This is a genomic window from Deltaproteobacteria bacterium, from assembly GCA_016210005.1.
GTDB lineage: Bacteria > Desulfobacterota > Binatia > HRBIN30 > JACQVA1 > JACQVA1.
Genome location: JACQVA010000199.1, coordinates 1 through 18919, shown reverse-complemented (window position 1 = coordinate 18919; position 18919 = coordinate 1). Strand labels below are relative to the sequence as shown.

The 18919-nt window shown below is 67.4% G+C and carries 15 protein-coding genes; 11 read left to right on the top strand and 4 right to left on the bottom strand.

Annotation, left to right across the window (positions count from 1 at the left end; translation table 11 throughout):
* On the bottom strand, positions 1-1041 hold a 1041-nt coding region (locus tag HY699_19505), incomplete at its 3' end, for a sigma 54-interacting transcriptional regulator (GenBank protein ID MBI4517996.1).
* 25 nt (positions 1042-1066) lie between these two features.
* The gene (locus HY699_19500) at positions 1067-1522 is read right to left on the bottom strand and encodes a hypothetical protein (GenBank protein ID MBI4517995.1); all 456 of its coding nucleotides are present in this window, start codon (positions 1520-1522) and stop codon (positions 1067-1069) included.
* Between the two features lie 178 nt (positions 1523-1700).
* On the opposite strand from HY699_19500, the gene HY699_19495 reads away from it, so the two are divergent.
* Both HY699_19495 and HY699_19490 read left to right on the top strand, forming a co-directional pair.
* On the top strand, positions 1701-2564 hold the full coding sequence (locus HY699_19495; protein ID MBI4517994.1) for an MOSC domain-containing protein: 864 nt from the start codon (positions 1701-1703) through the stop codon (positions 2562-2564).
* 6 nt (positions 2565-2570) lie between these two features.
* Complete coding sequence (locus HY699_19490; protein ID MBI4517993.1) at positions 2571-3530, top strand: pyridoxal-phosphate dependent enzyme; 960 nt, start codon at positions 2571-2573, stop codon at positions 3528-3530.
* 7 nt (positions 3531-3537) lie between these two features.
* Here HY699_19490 and HY699_19485 read toward each other — a convergent pair whose 3' ends face one another.
* Positions 3538-4446, bottom strand: coding sequence for an LLM class flavin-dependent oxidoreductase (locus HY699_19485; protein ID MBI4517992.1), 909 nt, complete (start codon positions 4444-4446; stop codon positions 3538-3540).
* Between the two features lie 15 nt (positions 4447-4461).
* Positions 4462-5337 (bottom strand): phosphatase PAP2 family protein, encoded by an 876-nt coding sequence (locus HY699_19480; protein MBI4517991.1) that lies wholly within the window; start codon positions 5335-5337, stop codon positions 4462-4464.
* Positions 5338-5433: 96 nt separating this feature from the next.
* Between HY699_19480 and HY699_19475 the strand changes: the two genes are divergently transcribed.
* The 9 genes from HY699_19475 to HY699_19435 all read left to right on the top strand — a co-directional run bounded on the left by HY699_19475 (position 5434) and on the right by HY699_19435 (position 18759).
* Positions 5434-6102 (top strand): acetate--CoA ligase family protein, encoded by a 669-nt coding sequence (locus tag HY699_19475; protein ID MBI4517990.1) that lies wholly within the window; start codon positions 5434-5436, stop codon positions 6100-6102.
* Entirely contained in the window at positions 6099-7538 is a 1440-nt protein-coding gene (locus HY699_19470) for a CoA-binding protein (protein MBI4517989.1), read from the top strand. Before HY699_19475 ends, HY699_19470 begins: the two co-directional genes overlap by 4 nt.
* A gap of 45 nt (positions 7539-7583) precedes the next feature.
* Entirely contained in the window at positions 7584-9128 is a 1545-nt protein-coding gene (locus tag HY699_19465) for a glycosyltransferase family 39 protein (GenBank protein ID MBI4517988.1), read from the top strand.
* Positions 9129-9176: 48 nt separating this feature from the next.
* Complete coding sequence (radA, locus tag HY699_19460; protein ID MBI4517987.1) at positions 9177-10529, top strand: DNA repair protein RadA; 1353 nt, start codon at positions 9177-9179, stop codon at positions 10527-10529.
* 77 nt (positions 10530-10606) lie between these two features.
* A complete protein-coding gene (locus HY699_19455) occupies positions 10607-11473 on the top strand; it encodes a Uma2 family endonuclease (GenBank protein MBI4517986.1) in 867 nt (288 codons plus the stop codon).
* A gap of 147 nt (positions 11474-11620) precedes the next feature.
* Entirely contained in the window at positions 11621-12937 is a 1317-nt protein-coding gene (locus tag HY699_19450) for an inositol-3-phosphate synthase (protein MBI4517985.1), read from the top strand.
* Between the two features lie 38 nt (positions 12938-12975).
* Positions 12976-13548, top strand: a complete 573-nt coding sequence (locus tag HY699_19445) for an ATP-dependent Clp protease proteolytic subunit (protein MBI4517984.1) — start codon at positions 12976-12978, stop codon at positions 13546-13548.
* A 79-nt stretch (positions 13549-13627) separates the two neighbouring features.
* Entirely contained in the window at positions 13628-14533 is a 906-nt protein-coding gene (locus tag HY699_19440) for a serine acetyltransferase (protein ID MBI4517983.1), read from the top strand.
* Between the two features lie 533 nt (positions 14534-15066).
* Positions 15067-18759: an AAA family ATPase gene (locus HY699_19435; GenBank protein MBI4517982.1), complete on the top strand. Its 3693-nt coding sequence runs from the start codon at positions 15067-15069 to the stop codon at positions 18757-18759.
* The last annotated feature ends 160 nt before the right edge of the window (positions 18760-18919 follow it).

The window sequence follows — 18919 nt, the reverse complement described above, 5'->3', positions numbered from 1 at the left end:
GCGCCCGAGGCGATCGCGGATGGCGCCGGTGAACGCGCCCTTGACGTGGCCGAACAGCTCGCTCTCCAGCAAGCTCTCCGGCAGCGCCCCGCAGTTCACTTTCACGAACGGCTGGCGCGCGCGTTGGCCGAGCCGATGAATCGTCTCCGCCAAGAGCCCCTTGCCGGTGCCGCTTTCGCCCTGGAGCAAGACGGTGGCATCACTATCTTTGAGCACGTCCACCAATTCCATGATGCGACGCATGCGGGCGTTGCCGACCACCAGTGGCGCCTTGGCTGACGCCGCCGGCGCCACCTCGCGCAGATCACGGAAGGCCTCGACGGCACCGACGATGTCGCCATGCTCATCGCGCAACGCGGAAATGCTCAGGCTCACCGGGAACAGCCGCCCCGCGGGATCGGCGTATTCGGTCTCGAAATTGGTTACCGCCGCGCCGCCATCGAGCACTCGCAACGCCGGGCAAGCGCGCGCACACTCGGCGCGGCAACCGAGGACCTCATAGCAGACCTGTCCGACTATCTTCGCTTCGGGGCGGCCGCTGATGCGCGCGCCGGTGCGGTTGATGCTGGTGATGATGCGCTCGCGGTTGACCGTGAACACGCCCTCGGCGATGCTGTCGAGCACCGCCTGGACCTTGTTGCGTTCGAGCTGCACCTGGTCGGTCTTTTCTTGCAGCGCCTGGAACAGGCCGACCAAGTGCCCGATCGGCCGCGCGCATTCGAGCACCCCGATCACCTCGCCCGCGGCGGCGCGCAACGGCGCGGTGTGTAGACTCACCGCCTCGCTGCCGTGCGCGCTTTCGAGTTGGACATTGAAACTGGTGATGGCGCGCCGCTGCTCGACCGCGGCGTTGAGCGGGCAGTACTCGGCGCACGCCTCGCAGCGCACAATGTCGGCACAGCGCCGGCCGCGCGCCGCGGCCGCCGCCACGCCCGTGAGCGCGGCCGCCGCAGCGTTCATGCCGAGAACGCGCTTTTCCAAACTGATGGCGAAAGCCGGCTCGGGCAGGCTCTCCAGCCACCGCTCAGTGTCCGCTGACAATCCCGAACTCATCGCACCGCCGCACCTAAGCCGCGCAGAACCGCCGCCGCGCCTCTGCCATCCGCTGGTGGTGTTGGTCCACCCCTGCGTCGTTCACCAGCGGGCCCAGCCGAGCAAAGCCGCGGCCGGCGTGGCGCACGATCAGCTGCGTCACGGTGTTCAGCTCGGTGGCCTCGAGTTCTTCTGCGGCGGCAAACGCCTCCTCCAAAGCCAGCCCGGCACCGGCGCGCGACTCCAGCTCGCCGAGCAGTCTCTCGATCCCTTTGAGTTGCACCGTCCACTCCCCGGGCAATGCCGGCGCGGTGGCCGGGAAGACCTCGCGCGCGGCGGCGACGACCAGCGCGTGCACGCGCTCCTCGCCCGCCATCTCTCGCCAGAACGCCGCCGCCTGCGGCGCGTGTTGGAACAGCTCCGCGTAACGCTCGTACAGCGCGCCCACCCGCCGCTCGAGTCCGGCCACGTCTTCCAACAATCGCCACATGGTTTCTGTAGGCCTTTGCGGGTACCGATCCCGTCTGCTGCGTGCCATGATAGCTGCTCCGGCAGCACTTTGCATGCCGACAACGCCGAGACCGCAGCCGCCGTCATGGACATTGCCGGCGTCGGTTGCTACTGACCCTGGCCTGCCTGCCGCATTTCCAGGCACTGGGGAGGACGTTATGCCCGTAGTCGGCCGAGTCAGCCAAGTGTGGCGTTATCCGGTCAAGTCGATGGCCGGTGAGCAGCTCCAACGCTCTATGGTGCAGACGCGGGGCCTGGCGGGCGACCGCGGCTGGGCGTTGCGCGACGAGCACGTCGGCGAGATTCGCGGGGCGAAGAAGCTCTACGACCTGCTGCGCTGCGCCGCGCGCTACCTCGAAGAGCCGGCCGGCGACAGCATCCCGGCAGCGGAGATCACCTTTCCTGACGGCGCGCGCCTGCGCTGCGACGACCCGGCCGCGGCCGCGAGCCTGTCGGCCCTGCTGCGGCGCCCCGTCACCGTCTGGCCGCGCCAGCCCGCCAGTGATCGCGACTTCTATCGCCGCGCCAAACCGGACACAGATGACTTCATGAGTGAGGTGCGCGCCATGTTCGGCCGCACCGAGGGTGAGCCGATTCCCGACTTGCTGCAGTTTCCCCAAGAGCTGCTGCAATTCACTTCGCCCCTCGGCACCTACTTCGATGCCTTTCCGCTCCATCTCCTCACCACCGCCTCGCTGGCGGCCATGCGTGAGCACAATCCCGGTGGCGACTTCGATGCGCGCCGCTTTCGGCCGAACCTGCTGATCGAAACCGTGAGTGACTGCTGCGGCCTGGTGGAATTTGACTGGTGCGGCCGGGTTCTGCGCATCGGCAGCGCCGGCATCGCGATCGCGCTGCCGGCCGTGCGCTGCGTCATGCCGACGCTGGCGCAAGTCGATCTGCCCAAGGACCCCAGCGTGCTGCGCACGGTGGTACGTCACGCCGGACAAAATCTCGGGGTCTACGCCACGGTTGAGGCGCCGGGTACGGTCGCGCTCGGCGACGTGGTCGAGTTGGAGTAGCGGCCAATGGCCCCGCCCGCTGCGGCCGAGCTGTCGGACGTACGCGCGGCCGCCCGCCGCATCGCCGGGCTGGCGCAGCGCACGCCGGTGGCGACCTGCGCCACGCTCGACGGCATGGCCGGGCGGCGGCTGTTCTTCAAGTGCGAGCAATGGCAGAAGGCCGGCGCCTTCAAGTTCCGCGGCGCCTGTAACGCCGTGATGTTGTTGCCCGACGCCATCGCCGCCCGCGGGGTGGTGACCCACAGCTCCGGCAATCACGCCCAAGCGCTGGCGCTGGCTGCACGCCAGCGCGGCATTCCCGCACACATCGTGATGCCGAGCAACGCCGCGGCGGTGAAGCGCCGGGCCGTCGCCAGCTACGGGGCGCGGCTGGTCGAATGCGAGCCCACCCTGGCGGCCCGCGAGACCACAGCCGCCGCGGTCCAGGCCGACACCGGCGCCACCTTCATTCATCCCTACGACCACCCCGACATCATCGCCGGCCAGGGCACGGTGGCGCTCGAGTTCCTCGAACAGGTGCCCGAACTCGACGCCATCATCGCACCCGTCGGCGGCGGCGGGTTGCTCGCGGGCATCTGTGTTGCCGCCAAGGCGCTGGCGCCGGCGATCCGCATCTTCGCCGCTGAACCGCTCGGCGCCGACGATGCCGCGCGCTCGCTGGCAGCCGGCACCCTGATTCCCCAGACCGCACCCGACACCATCGCCGACGGCTTGTTGACCAGCCTCGGCCAGCTCACCTGGCCGATCATTCGTGACCAGGTCGAGTGTGTGATCACGGTTAGTGAAGCGGAGATCGTGGCCGCCATGCGCCAGGCCTGGGAGCGCGCCAAGTTGCTGGTCGAGCCCAGCGCGGCAGTGGCCGTGGCGGCGGCGCTGTCGCCGCAGTTCAAAGCCCTCGCCGGCATCGCCCGCGCCGGCGTCGTGCTCAGCGGCGGCAATGCCGACCTTGACCGCCTGCCGTGGTGAAGCCGGCTTACGCGAACGCCGCCAGCAGCTCCTTGAACGCTTGCATCTGACCGCCGGCAGTTGAAGACGGCACCAGGATCGGCGTGCGGATGCCGGCGGCGTACCAGGCCTCCAACCCGGCGCGAACTTCGGCGGTGCTGCCGAACAGCGTCACCTCGGACAGCCAGCGGTCGGACATCAGCGCCGGAATACGCTCTTGCTCACCGCTGGTGATGGCGCGCTGAATGGCGCGCATCTCGTCCTCGTAGCCGGCATCGATCCAGTAGTTCTGATAGTTGGGCAGCAGCACGTACATGACCAGCGTCTTGCGCAGCACCGCCGCCGCCGCCGCGCGATCGTCGCTGATGCAGGTGGGAATCATGTTGCCGAGGAAAAACTTCTCGTCCGCCCGCTGCGCCGCCGGCAGGTATGACAGTGAGGTCGGCATGAACGAGCGCGCAGCGTTCGCCCACATCGCCCCCTGAGCGATCTCGGCCGCCAGCCGCACCATCGGCCGGCGCAGCGCCGCTAGCACCAGCGGCGGCAAGTCGCCCTGCCGTCTGGCGCCGTCACGCAGCTGGGCCACGAAACGGCGTGTGTCCGCCAGCGGCTTACCCGTGGACAAGCCCAAGCGCGCGTTCATCGGGCCGTGGCTGACGCCGATGCCGAAGACGAAGCGGCCGCCACTGAGCTCGTGAATCAGCGCGGCACTCTGGGCGTAGTCGTAGGGATGGCGGGTGTAGATGTTGGCGATGCCGGTGCCCAGGCGAATGCTCTTGGTGGTCAGCGCCAGCGCCTCGCACAAGCCCACCCCGTCGCAGAAGCTCGGGCAATAGATGCCGGCAAAGCCGCGGCGCTCGAGCTCCTGCGCCAATTCCAACGTGGCGTGACGGCGGCCGGGCATGGCCGCGAGACTTACCGCCGGCTTCTGACTCATATGAACCTCTCAACCTCAAGACTGCAGCCGCGCCGGGGCCAGCCGCAGCCACGCCGCCGCAACCGAACGCGGATAGATCCAGAGCGCAAAAACCCAGAGAAACGCCGTCAGACCGTAATACGAAAGCAGCGAGCTCGGCGCCACTAGCCCCAAGGTTGCAGACAGCCCCAGCTGCATGGCGAGCCCGAGCACGACCACGACTGTGCTCTGTCGCGCACTGGTGGTGGCGAACGGCTGCTGCGGCAACCAGCCGGCCGCAGCAAGAAAGCCGATCGTGCTGCCCGAGATCATTGCCCGCGCCGCATCGCCGGTGAGCGTGCTCGCCAGGGTGCCGGCCGCGATCGCCAGCATGCCCCAGACCGGGGTGTAGCAGTCGCTCTTCACCCAGCGCTGGAAGGGTCGGATCAGCGGCAGCATCAGCGCGCCCAGTACCCAGCCGCCCGCGATGTCGATCGGGAAGTGGACGCCGAGATACAGCCGCGAAAACGAAATCAGTCCGATCAGCGCCAGCGCCAGCGCCGTGAACCAGCTGCGCCCGACCCACCACGCCAGGCAGCCCCAAAACACCACCGCCCCCTGCGCGTGCCCGCTCGGGAACGAGTTGCTGTGCGAGAGATACGGCCGCAGGTCGAGCACCCGCACCAGCGCCGGGTCCGGCCGCGGCGTGTTGACCCACAGCTTGGCGTAAGTGTTGACATAGGCGCCGGCGACGATCATCAGGAACAACACCGTCGCCTTGCGCCGATCCACCACCCAGAACAGCGGCGCCACCGCCAGGTAATAGAAGGTGGCCTGGCCCAGGTCGGTGACAACCCGAAACAATATGTCACAGGAGGGATTTGACCACGTCGCGATCCAGTGAAAGACGGCGTAGCCGCTCAGCCACTCCATGGCCCGTGTTTACGTGGCCGCCGGCAGCCGCGCAAGCGCTGCGACCGCTCGGTGACGATTGGCGATCGGTGGTTCTTTCCGCTAAGGGAGGCCGCGATGCCGGGCCGGGTACTCAACGAGATCGAGGCCAAAGCGCTGCTGCACGACGCCGGGGTGCCGGTCACGCCCACCGCCTTGGCGCGCACACCGGCCGAGGCGCGCGCGCTCGCCGAGCAGCTCGGCTGCCCGGCGGTGATCAAGATCGTTTCTCCGGACATCACCCACAAGACGGACATCGGCGGCGTCCAGCTCGATCTGCCGGCGCCCGCGGCGGTTGAAAACGCGGCAGCGCAGATGCTGGCGGCGGTAAGCGCAACGCAGCCGCAGGCCCGCATCACCGGGGTGTCGGTGCAAGCGATGGCGCCGCCCGGTGCGGTCGAGGTGATCGTGGGCGTGCAGCTCGATCCGCAGTTCGGCCCGCTGATCATGTTCGGACTCGGTGGGGTCTTGGCCGAGGTCTTCGCCGACGTGGCCTTTCGCCTGGTGCCGCTGCGCGAACGTGACGCCCGCCAGATGGTGCGCGAGATCCGTGGGGCCCGGCTGCTCCAGGGCTGGCGCGGGCGGGCGACGGTGAACCTGCACGCGCTCGAACGGCTGCTGTTGCTTGTCTCCGCGCTGGCGGAGCAACGGCCCGACATTCTGGAGTTGGATCTCAACCCAGTGCTGGCCTACGCCGACCGCGCCGTTGCGGTCGATGCGCGCGTGCTGCTGCGGGAGGCCGCGTGAGCTTCACCCGCGCGCAGTTCGACCGGGCCTTTCATCCACGTGTGGTCGCCGTCGTCGGCGACAAGCGGATGAACAATTTCCTCTGGCTCCACGCGCTTTCCGCATTCAGCGGCAAGCTCTATTCAGTGCAGATCGACCCCGGCGAAATCCCGGCCATCGAGGCCCTGGGCGTGCGCAACCTGACCAGCTTGCTCGACATCCCGGAGCCGGTGGACTACGTCGTGCTCGCCGTACCGCGGCACGTGGCGCCGCGGGTGCTCGACGACTGCGTGCGTAAACAGGTCGGCGCGGTTACGCTCTTCACTTCCGGATTCTCCGAAACCGGCGAGGCGGAGGGCGAAGCCTTGGAGCAGGAGATCACGGCCATCGCCCGGCGCGCCGGCTTACTCCTGATCGGCCCCAATTGCATGGGCCTGGCCAACCCGCGCATCGGCCTGTGCAACTTTCCCGGCCAGCCGGTGGGCGCGGCCGCCGCCGGCAGCGTGGCATTCATTGGGCAGAGCGGCACCCACACCATCAACTTCATCCTGCGCGCGCCCGGGCGAGGCGTCGGCCTCAGCAAGGCCGCCAGCATCGGTAATGCCGTCGTCACCGATGTCGGCGACTACCTCGAGTACTTGCGCGATGACCCCGACACTGCGGCGATCGCCATGTACGTCGAAGGGGTGCGCCAGGGGCGGCGCTTCTTTCGCGCGCTCTGCGCCACCACCCTGACAAAACCCGTTGTGATTTGGAAAGGCGGCCAGAGCGACGCCGGCCAGCGGGCGATCTTCTCGCACACCGCCGCGCTGGCCACGCCGGCGACAGTGTGGCAGGGCCTGCTGCGGCAAGCCGGGGCCTTGAGCGCCGATGGCCTCGATCAGCTGATCGATATCGTGGCAGCACTGCAAACCGGCAAGCGCGCCACCGGCCTGCGCGCCGGCTTGATCGCCATGACCGGCGGCCCCTCGGTGGCGGTCACCGACGCCTTCACCGGCGCGGGCTTGGAGGTGCCTTTGCTCAGCGAGGACTCTTACCGGAGACTGGCCGAGTTCTTCAACGTAGTCGGCGGCAGTTTCCGCAACCCGCTCGACGCCGGCAGCACGATTGCCATGGGCTTTCGCCTCGACAAGCTGGAGCTGCTGCTCGACATCCTCGCGGCCGATCCGGTCATCGACCTGATCGCCCTCGACCTCGGCGCCGGGCTGGCTGCCGACCGCTGGCGCGAGCATCCCGGCGCGCTCGCCGTCATGCTCGAGCTGCTGGCGGCCTATGCCGCGCGGACGGCCAAGCCGCTGGCGTTGATTCTCGACCCGGCCCATCGCGAGGCGGAAGTGGCCGAGCTGCGCGTGCAATTCGTACAACGCGGCTTGCTGGTGTTGCCCGGCGCCGAGCGCGCGGCGGTGGCACTGCGCAAGTTGGTCGAGTACCAGCGCTTTCGCGCGGAGCTGGATTGATGCTCGGCTCGTCACTGTCAGTGTGGCAGCGGCACCGGTGAGCCGATGGGCGCGGGAGCTGCGAGCAATCGTTGGTGGACGGCGGCCGCGGCCGCGGCGGTGCTGCTCGCGCTGGCGTTGCGACTGTGGGGCTTGGCGTGGGGTGCCCCCTTCGTCTATCACCCCGACGAGCATTTCATCCTCCACCGCGCCCTCGACATCGTGCGCGAGCGCGACCTCAACCCGCACTGGTTTCAGTACCCGACGCTGCCGATCTACCTCGAAGCGCTGCTGGTGCTGGCGTTGCAGCCGATCGTCTACGCCCCGCTGACGACCAATTCCATTATCAACGGCATCGGCCCGTGGGACGCTTTGCCGGAGCAATGGCCCTTCGTGTTGGCAGGGCGCGTGGCCGTGGCGCTCAGCGGCGTGGCCGGTGTGGCACTACTGTTTGCCGGTGGGCGGCGCTGGCACAGCGGCGGCGCCGGCGCCGCCGCGGCACTATTGCTGGCGGTGATGCCGCTGCACCTCGAGAGTTCACACTACCTGACGACAGACGTGCCGGCGGTAGCCCTGATCGCGGCCACGATCTGGGTGAGTTTGCGGGCCGATAGCGCGAGTGCGCCGGCGGCCGAGCCGGTGCTACGTTGGCTGGTCGCCGGCCTGTGCGCCGGCTTCGCCGCTGCCACCAAGTACACGGCCGGGTTTGTCCTGCTCGTGCCGGTCTTACTGGCGAGCGACTTGCGCCGGCCGCGGGCGAGCGCGCGGCGCTTGTTCTACATCGCCGCTGGGGCCTTGGGCGCCTTCCTGCTGGCGTGCCCGTATTCGTTGATCGACCTGGCCGGTTTTCTGCGCGGGCTGGAAGAGCAGCAGCAGAATTATCTCACCGACTCGACACCGGGCCGAGCTTGGTACTGGTATGCCGTCCAGCTGTGGAGCTACGAGTTGCAGCCCGGCGCGGCCGCCGCTGCGCTGGTTGGCGCTGGCTTTGCCGTTCATCGCGCGCGGCGGGCCGACGTCGCACTGCTGCTGCCGCCACTGATCTACTACGCGGTGGTGGCGCTGTTTCCCTCGCGCCCCGAGCGCAACCTGATTCCCCTGCTGCCCTTCGCCTGTCTTTTCGCTGGCCGTGCCCTGGCCGAGGTCTGCTATCGGCTCTTTTCGCCCCGCCTGGCCAGTGCTGCAATCGCCGTGGTTGCCCTGTCGGTGGCGCTGCCGCCGGCGCGCCAAGCGCTGCGGGCCAACGCCGAACGCGCGCGGCCCGACACCCGCTCGCTGGCGCACCAGTGGGTTAGCACTAATGTGCCCGAGGGCAGCTGCCTGGCGCGCGAGGAGTACACGCCGCAGCTGCCGGCCACCCGCTACCAGGTGCATTACCTCTGGTCGTTGGCGCAGCGGCCGTACAGTTGGTACTTGGAGCAAAAGTGCGACTACTTGGTCGCCAGCTCGAATATCTACGGCAGGGTTCACGGCCCACCTTACTTCGGCGGCCCAACCGCGGCCGAGTTCTACCGGGTGCTGTTCTCGCTGCCGCGGGTGGCCGAGTTCAACCCGGGGCCGAGCGCCAGCGGGCCGACCATCCGCATCTTCAAGCTGCCGCGCGGGCAGTGAGGCGCGATCGTTTCCGCCTGCCGCCGGCTTCTGTGCTATAGCCGCCGCATGGCCAAGGCGCGCACCGCGTACGTTTGCCAAGCGTGTGGGTATCAGTCGCCGGGCTGGCTCGGCCGCTGTCCCGATTGTCAGGGCTGGAGCACGCTGGCGGAAGAACGACAGGAACCCGTCGCGGCCTCCGGCCGTGAGCGGCGCGGCGATCAGCAACCACAGCCGATCACCTCACTGACGGCGGCGAGCGAAGCGCGCCGGGTTTGCGGCATCGGCGAACTGGACCGCGTGCTCGGCGGCGGCGTGGTGCCGGGCTCGGTGGTGCTGATCGGCGGTGACCCGGGCATCGGCAAGTCGACCCTGGTACTGCAAGCGCTGGCAGCGCTGGCGCGCGACGGATTGACGCTCTACGTCTCGGGCGAGGAGTCGGCGCAGCAGATCAAAATGCGGGCGGACCGGCTCGGCGTCGCCGAGCCCCAGCTGCTGGTGCTGGCAGAGACCTCGCTCTCCAGCATTCTCGATCACGCCGAGAAGATCGGCCCGCGCGTGTTGGCGGTCGATTCGATCCAGACCGTCTTCACCAGCGAGTTGGCCTCCGCCCCCGGCAGCGTGGGCCAGGTGCGCGAGTGCGCCGGCCAGCTGGTGCAGTTCTCCAAGCGGCGCGACCTGGCGACGTTCCTGGTCGGGCACGTGACCAAGGAAGGCGCCTTTGCCGGCCCGCGTGTGCTCGAACACGTCGTTGACACCGTGCTCTATTTCGAAGGCGACCGCGGCCACGCCTTCCGCATCCTGCGCGCGGTCAAGAACCGCTTCGGCTCGACCAACGAGATCGGCGTCTTCGAGATGAAGGAGGCCGGCTTGCAGCCGGTGGCGAATCCCTCGGCCCTGTTCCTGGCCGAGCGGCCGGTGGATGTGCCCGGCTCGGCCGTGATCGCCAGTATTGAAGGGACGCGCCCGATCCTGGTGGAATTGCAGGCGCTGGTGTCACCGACGGCGTTCGGCACCGCGCGCCGCACCACCCTAGGCGTCGATCACAACCGCGTCGCCTTGCTGGTGGCGGTGTTGGAAAAGAAGATGGGGTTGCAGCTCTTCGGCCACGATATCTTCGTCAATGTGGCCGGCGGCGTGCACATCGACGAGCCGGCCGTTGACCTCGGTATCGTTGCGGCCGTGGCCTCGAGCTTCCTCGACAAGCCGATCGAGCCGCACACTTTGCTACTAGGCGAAGTCGGCCTCGCCGGCGAAGTGCGCGCCGTCGGGCAATGCGAGACCCGCGTGCGTGAAGGTGCCAAGCTCGGCTTCACCCGCTGTGTGTTGCCGGAAGCCTCGCTGCGCCAACTGCCGGCGCTCGACGGCGTCGAACTCTGCGGCGTCCGCTCGCTCGGCGACGCCTGGGAACTGCTCTTCTGATTGCGCCGGCACGGAGTCCGCTGCGGGCCGCTGGCTGCTGCAAGAAGGTGCTCGCCAGGCGCGCTCGAGGGTGCTAGATGGCTGCCATGGCGACGTCTTCGGCCCGCCGTGGGCTGCCCGATCCGACCATCTACCCAGAGGAGGAGCGCGTGGGCGAGAGCATGCTGCAGCGCTGGATCCTGGAGCTGCTGCGTCCGCTGCTGGCGTGGTGGCTCAACGTCAGGCACGAACGCACCGCTTTCGTGGGGGCCGACCAGTTCATTTACTGGCGCCAGTACGACTCCAGCGCGCGGGTGGCACCCGACCTCTACGTGTTGCCCGGGGTTGATCCGCTTACGGCGGTACGCACGTGGAAGCTCTGGCTCGATCGGGTGGTGCCGAGCTTTGCGCTGGAGATCGTGTCGGAAGCCTGGGAGAAAGATTACATGGATGCGCCGGTACGCTACGAGGCGGTCGGCGTGCCGGAGCTGGTGATCTTCGATCCCCACTTCGAGACGCACCGCGAAGGGGTGCGCTGGCAGGTGTACCGCCGAGTCGGCAAGCGGGGGCTGATTAGGGTCGAAGCGGCTAACGCGGACCGGGTGCGATCGAAGTCGCTCGGGTGCTGGTTGCGCGCCATCGGTGAGGGGCAGAAACTCAGAGTGCGGATCGCTGAGGGAGCGATGGGCGATGTGCTAGTGCCGACCGCGGAGGAGCGAGCGGAGGCCGAGCGGGCCGAGAAAGAAGCGGCGCTCGCAGCCAAGCAAGCGGCACTCGCAACCGAACAAGCCGAGAGAGCCGCGAAGGAAGCGGCGCTGGCAGCAAGGGAAGCCGAACGAAGCGCGAAGGAAGCGGCGCTGGCAGCCAAGCAAGCCGAGCAGGCCGCTAAAGAAGCGGCGCTGACTCGGGTTGCGGAACTCGAACGCGAGCTGCGCCGGCGCCAGTCGAGCCGGGCAAAGCGCTGACGGATTGGCGCGGTTCTCCCGGCCCTTGCCCCGCAACGCCCTGCCCCGCCCCACCTGATCCTCACTGCGACCCATAGAACAGAAAGGGTTGCGCCACCGGCGGCGGTCCTTTATGAGTCTGGCCACGCGCTGCGGCGCGCTTGAGCAGTGAACCCCCACGGTAAAGAACTACCCGCACCGAGCGGACCGCTGGGCGTATTGCTCCCCGGTCTCGGGGCCGTGAGCACCACCTTCATCGCCGGAGTCGAGCTGGTCAAGAAGGGGCTGGGCAAGCCTGTCGGCTCGCTGACCCAGATGGGAACGATCCGCCTGGGCAAGCGCACCGAAGCGCGCAGCCCGCTGGTTAAGGATTTCGTCCCGCTCGCCGAGTTGTCCGATCTCGTCTTCGGCGGCTGGGACATTTTTCCGGAGAGCTGCTTCCAGACGGCAGTGCGCGCGCAGGTGCTCGAACGGCCGCTGCTCGAAATGGTGCGGCCGGAGCTGGAAGCGATCGTACCGTGGCCGGCGGTCTTCGAGCGCGAGTATGTCAAGCGTCTGGCAGGGACGCACGTCAAGAGCGCGGCGACCAAGATGGACCTCGCGCGCCAGTTGATCGCCGACATTGAAGGCTTTCAACGGCGCACGCGAGCAACGCGCACGGTGATGATCTGGTGCGGTAGCACCGAGAGTTTCCTCGAGCGCCAGGCCGTACACGGCTCCCTCGCCACCTTCGAGGACGGGCTGCGGCACAATCATCCGGCGATTGCACCGAGCATGGTATACGCCTATGCCGCGCTGACACTGGGCACCCCGTTCGCCAACGGCGCGCCCAACCTCACCGCCGACATCCCGGCGCTGGTCGAGCTGGCCGAGCGCAACCGCGTGCCCATCTGCGGCAAGGACTTCAAGACCGGCCAGACCTTGATGAAGACCATCATTGCGCCCGGGCTCAGAGCCCGTGCGCTCGGGCTGACCGGCTGGTTCTCGACCAATATTCTCGGCAACCGCGACGGCGAGGTGCTCGATGAACCGTCGTCGTTCAAGACCAAGGAGGCCAGCAAGCTCTCGGTGCTCGACGTCATCCTGCCACGCGATCTTCACCCCGATTTGTACCGCGACTACGTTCACCAGGTGAACATTCACTACTACCCGCCGCGCGGTGACAACAAGGAGGGCTGGGACAACATCGATATCTTCGGCTGGCTCGGCTACCCGATGCAGATCAAGGTTAACTTCCTGTGCCGCGACTCGATCCTGGCCGCGCCGCTGGTGCTCGATCTGGCGCTGCTGCTCGACCTCGCCCAGCGGGCCGGTATGCACGGTATCCAGGAGTGGTTGTCGTTCTACTTCAAGAGCCCGCAGACCGCCCCGGGGTTGTATCCCGAGCACGACCTCTTCATTCAGTTGCAGAAGCTCAAGAACACCCTGCGCTACCTGCGCGGCGAGGATCTCATCACTCACCTCGGCCGCGAGTACTACGAATGAGGCATCGGTGCCCGCCACGGCCGGCAAGGATGATCACTATGGCGAAGAACGAAGAACCCAAGCCCGAAGCCGAAACGCTGTTGAGCAAGCTGCTCGAGTCGCGCAACCTCGTCATCGGCCAGGAGATCAACGACGAGGTGACCCAACGAGTGGTGACGCAGTTGTTGCTGCTCGAAAACATGGACCCGGCCAAGGAGATTCGGGTGTTCATCAACTCGCCGGGCGGTTCGGCCGACGGCGGCTTCGCGATCTTCGACGCCATCCGCTTCATCAAGCCGCCGGTGAAGACGATTGCGGTGGGTCTGGTGGCCAGCGCCGCCACGCTGGTGTTGCTCGGGGCCAAGAAGGATTGCCGCTTTGCCTTTCCCCATTGCCGCATCCTGATTCACCAGCCCTCGACGCAGTTGCACGGCGTGGCGGCGGACATCGACATCTATGCGCAAGAGATTCTCAAGCTGCGCGACAAGGCCAACCAGCTGATCGCGGCCGAAACCGGGCAGACCGTGCAAAAGGTCGCTACCGACACCAACCGCGATTACTGGATGGCACCGGAAGAAGCCAAGAAGTACGGTCTCATCCACAAGATCGTCCGCTCGCGCGACGAGATCTGATCGGCCCGGCGCCGCCGCAGCCGCCCTGCGGTTGTCTCTCGGCGCCAACAGCGCATAATGGCGGGCGCGGGGGTTGCCAATGGAGACCAAGCTCAGTCTGCAAGACCAGTTGGAAGAAGTGGTCGATCTGGTGATGGCGAGCTACGACGGCAGCCATCCGATCGACAGCCTCGAGAGCGCGGCGCTGCCCAACCGCCGCGCCGTGATCGAGGCGCTGCAGCACTTGCACTCGGCGATCTATCTCGGCTTCTACAGCACCCGGCCGCTCGATCGTTCCAACCTGCACTACTCGATCAGTGAGCACCTCTATCCGGCGTACGCGATCTTGGTGGAACAGATTCGCCGGGCGATCAGTTTCGAGGCGGTCTGCTGCCGCGCCGCGCCCGATCGTGACCCGAAGTGGGCGGAGGAGGTGGTGCTGCGTTTGTTCCGCAAGCTGCCCGAGCTGCGCCACTTGCTCAACCTGGACGTGGTCGCCGCCTTCGACGGTGATCCCGCGGCTAAGAGCGTCGAGGAAATCGTCTTCAGCTACCCGGCGATCCACGCCATCACCACCCATCGCATCGCCCACGAGTTGTACCTCGAACCGGTACCGATGATTCCGCGCATCATGAGCGAGGAGGCGCACAGCCGCACCGGCATCGATCTCAACCCCGGCGCCCGTATCGGCGAGCGCTTCTTCATCGACCACGGCACCGGCGTGGTGATCGGCGAAACCACCATGATCGGCAACAACGTCAAGATCTACCAGGGCGTGACCCTGGGCGCGCTCAGCCTGCCGCGAGGTGCCGACCTCAACTCGCTGCGCCACCGCAAACGCCACCCCACCATCGAGGATGACGTGACGATCTACTCCGGCGCCACCATCCTCGGCGGCGACACCGTCATCGGCAAGGGCTCGGTGATCGGCGGCAACGTCTGGCTGGTGGAATCGGTGCCGCCCGGCAGCAAGATCTCTTACAACGCCGCGCTCACCCGCCGCTGAGGCAGCGGGTGGCGCAGCCTGTCACTGGCTAAGTACCGCTGTTCGGAGCGGCGCCGCGCAGTATCCGCCCGGCGCTGAGAATCTGGAGGCAGCATACTACTGTACTACTGGAAACCAATTGACACGCAGACCGCGTTGAGGTTATGGGATCACCCCGCGTGAAGCAGCGGGTAGACCTGTTCGCGGCGCGTGTGTCGGGCATTCTCCGCGATCCAGCGGAAGGGAGAAATCCGTGGTTGGCTTTCTTTCCGTTTCGTTCTTGCGGCTCCGCGGCAAGCGGCGCTCGCCGATGATCGGCGGCGCGTGCTCGTTTCAACTTTCAGCCTTGAGCTGCGGGACGACGCTTCCTGGCGCGGATCTTTCACTCACTCGCTTCTTTCTAGTTGCCTTGTCGGCATCGCGCGTGGCAGCTCACTGCGGCATGGCATATCCCGGCGTGCGAGATTCCGTGGCGCCGTCGTTGGTGCGGTAGAACTCGATCAACGCGGGATCGTGACGCGGCGGTGACGGGTCGGGTGGGGGGAACCGTGCACGTGTCAGCAAGTCAGTCGGCGCAAGCGTGGCCGGCCGGTGGGGACAGCGCCTTCGTCGGTCGAGAGCCGGAGCTGCACGCGCTGCGGGCGGCCTTTGATCGCTTGGCCTCCACGCGCGGGCACGTTGTGCTCGTGAGCGGCGAGCCGGGGATCGGGAAGACCCGCTTGGCCGTCGAACTGGAGCGGATCGCGGTCGAACGCGGCGCACGGGTGTTGTGGGGCCGGTGTTGGGAAGGCGACGGCGCCCCACCGTTCTGGCCATGGACACAGGTTCTCCGCAACGATGTCGGGCTTGTCATGCCGCCGCCGCTGCGCCGGGTTGCGGCTTTCGAACCGCCAGAGCCGCCAGTGGCCGCCGATTCTCATGCGCGCTTCGAGCTCTTTGATAGCGTCACGCAGTTTCTGAAAACCGCAAGTGTTGCGCAGCCGCTCGTGCTGATCCTCGACGATCTTCATCGAGCCGATGAAGCGTCATTGCGCCTGTTCGGGTTTCTCACGCACGAGCTACGCGACGCACCGCTGCTTGTGCTCGGCACCTACCGCGACACCGAGGTCGGGCCCGATCATCCGCTGTCGCGGCTGTTCGCTGAGATTGCCGCCGAAAGCGAGCGCATCCCGTTGCAGCGCCTCAGCGAGAGCGAGGTAAAGCATCTGATCGAGTGCACGACGGGCCAAGCACCCTCAGCCGCACTGCTCGCTGCGGTGTACGATCACACCGAGGGGAATCCGTTCTTCGTCATAGAGATCGTGCGACTGTTGGTGTCGACGGGTCGGCTGCATCAACCGGACGAGCACGCGGAGAGACCCCAGCGGCCGAAGCGCCGGCTTCGAGAAGCCATGAACCAGAGCATTTCGTCATTCCCGCAGTCTTCAAGCGGGAATCCATCCTGTCCGATCCACACCCATGGATGCCCGCTAGAAGATTGCGGGCATGACGGATTGGAACCACGGGTTCATGAGCAGCGGCTGGGCATTCCGCCCGGTGTGCGGGCACTGATTCGGCAGTGGCGAGAGCGGGTGTCCTCCGAAGCCCAACGCCTGCTGGCGGTGGCAGCAGTGATTGGCCGCGAGTTCGAGCTGCCGGCGCTGCACCGCGCTCTTGCCACGGCGAATGAGGCAGGCGCCAATCGGGTGCTTGCAGCAATCGATGAGGCGGTTGAAGTGGGCCTGGTGAGCGCCGGGCGGGGGATCGGGCGGTGCAGCTTTTCGCACGCCCTGGTGCACGAGACGTTCTACGAAGACCTCACGACGGCCGAGCGCATCGCGCTCCACCGCCGGGTGGCCGAGGCGATCGAGGCGGTTTATGCAGCCGACCTCGACGCCCATGCAGCAGAGCTGGCGCATCACTTCTTCCAGGCCATCCCCGCCGGAACTGCGGCCAAGGCCACGCACTACGCCATCCGTACCGCAGAACAGGCGGCGGCCGTATTCGCGCACGAAGATGCGATCACCCACTACGCGCAGGCGCTGGCCGCACTCGTCGCCCACACTGGCCTCGATGCCGAGGAGATGGCGCGCCGGCGCTGCGAGATCCTCCGCCGGTTGGGCGAGGCGCAGGGGCGGGCGGGCAACCTCGCCGGCGCACGCGCCTCGCTGCTGGAAGCGGTGGCCATAGCACGGGCGCTGCGGTCGCCGGACCTGCTGGCGTGGGCGGCGCTAGGATTCACCGCCATTGGCAGCGATATCAATCCCAACCTCGACGCCGAGTTGGTGAGTATCGGCGAGGAGGCACTCGCGGGACTGGGTGCGGGCGACACCGCCCTCCGCGCGCGACTGCTCGGCGGCTTCTCGGCGATGTTGTGCTACGCCGGCAATGCGGAACGCGGCGCGGTCTTGAGTCGCGAGGCGGTTGCGGTTGCGGAGCGCCTCGGGGACCCCGGAGTGCTGGTGGACGTCCTCAACGACGCGCAGTTCGCGCTCACGGGCTCTCCCGATGTGGAGACACGCCTCGCCCTGGCTGAGCGGGCGCTGGCCTTGACGCGCCAGGCTGGCGCCCGCGAACGGGCACTCGACGTGTATCTCTACCAGGTCAGTGCCTTCCTGCAACGCGGCGACGCGGTCGCCGCAGATGTTGCGCTGCGCAGCTGCGCCGACCTGGCGCAAGCCATGCGCCGCCCGTTCTACGTCTGGCGCGTGGCGGTGGTGCGCGCCATGCGTGCGCTGCTGCACGGGGCCCACGCCGAGGCCGAGGACTTGGCCCATCAGGCCCTGGCGGTCGGGCAACGCGCGCAATCCGTCAACGCCCGGCTCGCGTTTGCGACGCAGTTGTTCGGCCTGCGTCGGGATCAAGGGCGCCTGGAGGAATTGGAAGGAACCGCCCGGTGGGCGGTGGACGAGTATCCGGCGATCCCCGGGCTGCACTGCGCGCTGGCGTTGCTGTACAGCGAGCTGGGCCGTGCAACCGAGGCGCGGGCGGAGTTCGAGCGCTTCGGCGCCAACGACTTCGCAGCGCTGCCGCGCGATGCCAACTGGCTCAACGTGCTCGACAAGCTGGCGCAGGTCTGCGCCTTCCTGCACGACGCGCCGCGGGCGGCGCGGCTGTACAAGCTGTTGCTGCCGTATGCGGAGCACGCCGTCGTGGTGGCGTTTGGGGATGCGTGTGACGGAGCCGCCGCGCGCTCGTTGGGGTTGCTGGCAGCAACGATGGGGCGCTGCGAGGAAGCCGCCCGCCATTTCGAAACCGCCCTCGGCATCAACGCCCAGCTTGGGGCTCGCCCGTTCGTTGCCCGCACCCAGCACCAATACGCCGAGCTGCTGCTCAGTGTCCCCTCTCCACAGTGTTTTGTCATTCCCGCAGTCTCCAAGCGGGAATCCATCCTGTCCGGCCCCCCAACCCCTGGATGCCCGCTAGAGGATTGCGGGCATGACGAATCGGAGGTTCGTGGGCAAGCGCTGCCTTTTTCTGGCGGCGTCTCGAAGGGCGCCCACTGGCGAGAATCAAGACTGTCAGAGGGTCGGGGTGAGGGTCCATTCTCAGACCGAGGCACCGGCGGGCATGTTCGTGACCAGGCCCTCGCGCTGCTCGATCAAGCCATCGCCACGTACGAACAGCTCGGGATGACGGGCTATCTTCAGCAGGCGATCACTCTGCGTGAGCAAGCGCTGGCGTTGCCCGGCGAACCGCAGAACGTCTTCCGCTTCGATGGCAAGCGGTGGACTGTTGTCTGGCAAGGCCAACCGGTGCGGGCGCGGCGAGCGTCGGGGCTGCACTACATCGCACACCTTCTCCGTAATCCGGCGCACGGGGTTTCCATTATCGATCTCGAACGGGCGGTGGCGTCCGTCAGCGGCGGCCACACGGGGGCCGAGCACCGCCTCGATGAAGATCACCTGCAGATGCTCGTATTGGGCGGCGGGGAGCCGGCGCTCGACGCGCACGCCATGCGCCAATGCCGGGAGCGGCTACGCGAGCTGCAAGGGGAACGGGAAGAGGCGGTCCGCCTCAACGATCACGGAAGACTGGCCGCTATCGACGCCGAGTGCGACGCCATCGAGCGGCGGCTACGGCGGCGCCGGATCGGCAGCGAGGTGGAGAAGCTGCGCAAGCGCATCAGCAACGCCATCCACCGCAGCATCCGCGCCATCACGCGCCAGCACCCTGCCCTCGGCCAGCACTTGCACAAAGCTCTTGGAAGGCCGCAGCACGGCACGTGGTGCTATCGCCCGGCCGAACCCATCGAGTGGGAGCTGTGATGGCGCGACCGTTACAGCGAATGGTGTCCTTCCGGTGAGCATGCATGCGCGCTGACGTCGCGTTCGACTAACCTCCCCGGCCATCTCGACGAGAGGAGGATGGTCGAATGGCAAGGGAGAACAGCGCAACGCAGGGACTGGCACGACTGAGTGAGCTGCG

Coding starts and splice junctions, on each gene's coding strand:
- HY699_19490 (MBI4517993.1), top strand. CDS start 2,571: ATGGCCCCGCCCGCTGCGGCCGAGCTGTCGGACGTACGCGCGGCCGCC.
- HY699_19475 (MBI4517990.1), top strand. CDS start 5,434: ATGCCGGGCCGGGTACTCAACGAGATCGAGGCCAAAGCGCTGCTGCAC.
- radA (MBI4517987.1), top strand. CDS start 9,177: ATGGCCAAGGCGCGCACCGCGTACGTTTGCCAAGCGTGTGGGTATCAG.
- HY699_19455 (MBI4517986.1), top strand. CDS start 10,607: ATGGCTGCCATGGCGACGTCTTCGGCCCGCCGTGGGCTGCCCGATCCG.
- HY699_19485 (MBI4517992.1), bottom strand. CDS start 4,446: ATGAGTCAGAAGCCGGCGGTAAGTCTCGCGGCCATGCCCGGCCGCCGT.
- HY699_19445 (MBI4517984.1), top strand. CDS start 12,976: ATGGCGAAGAACGAAGAACCCAAGCCCGAAGCCGAAACGCTGTTGAGC.
- HY699_19440 (MBI4517983.1), top strand. CDS start 13,628: ATGGAGACCAAGCTCAGTCTGCAAGACCAGTTGGAAGAAGTGGTCGAT.
- HY699_19465 (MBI4517988.1), top strand. CDS start 7,584: ATGGGCGCGGGAGCTGCGAGCAATCGTTGGTGGACGGCGGCCGCGGCC.
- HY699_19495 (MBI4517994.1), top strand. CDS start 1,701: ATGCCCGTAGTCGGCCGAGTCAGCCAAGTGTGGCGTTATCCGGTCAAG.
- HY699_19480 (MBI4517991.1), bottom strand. CDS start 5,337: ATGGAGTGGCTGAGCGGCTACGCCGTCTTTCACTGGATCGCGACGTGG.
- HY699_19500 (MBI4517995.1), bottom strand. CDS start 1,522: ATGTGGCGATTGTTGGAAGACGTGGCCGGACTCGAGCGGCGGGTGGGC.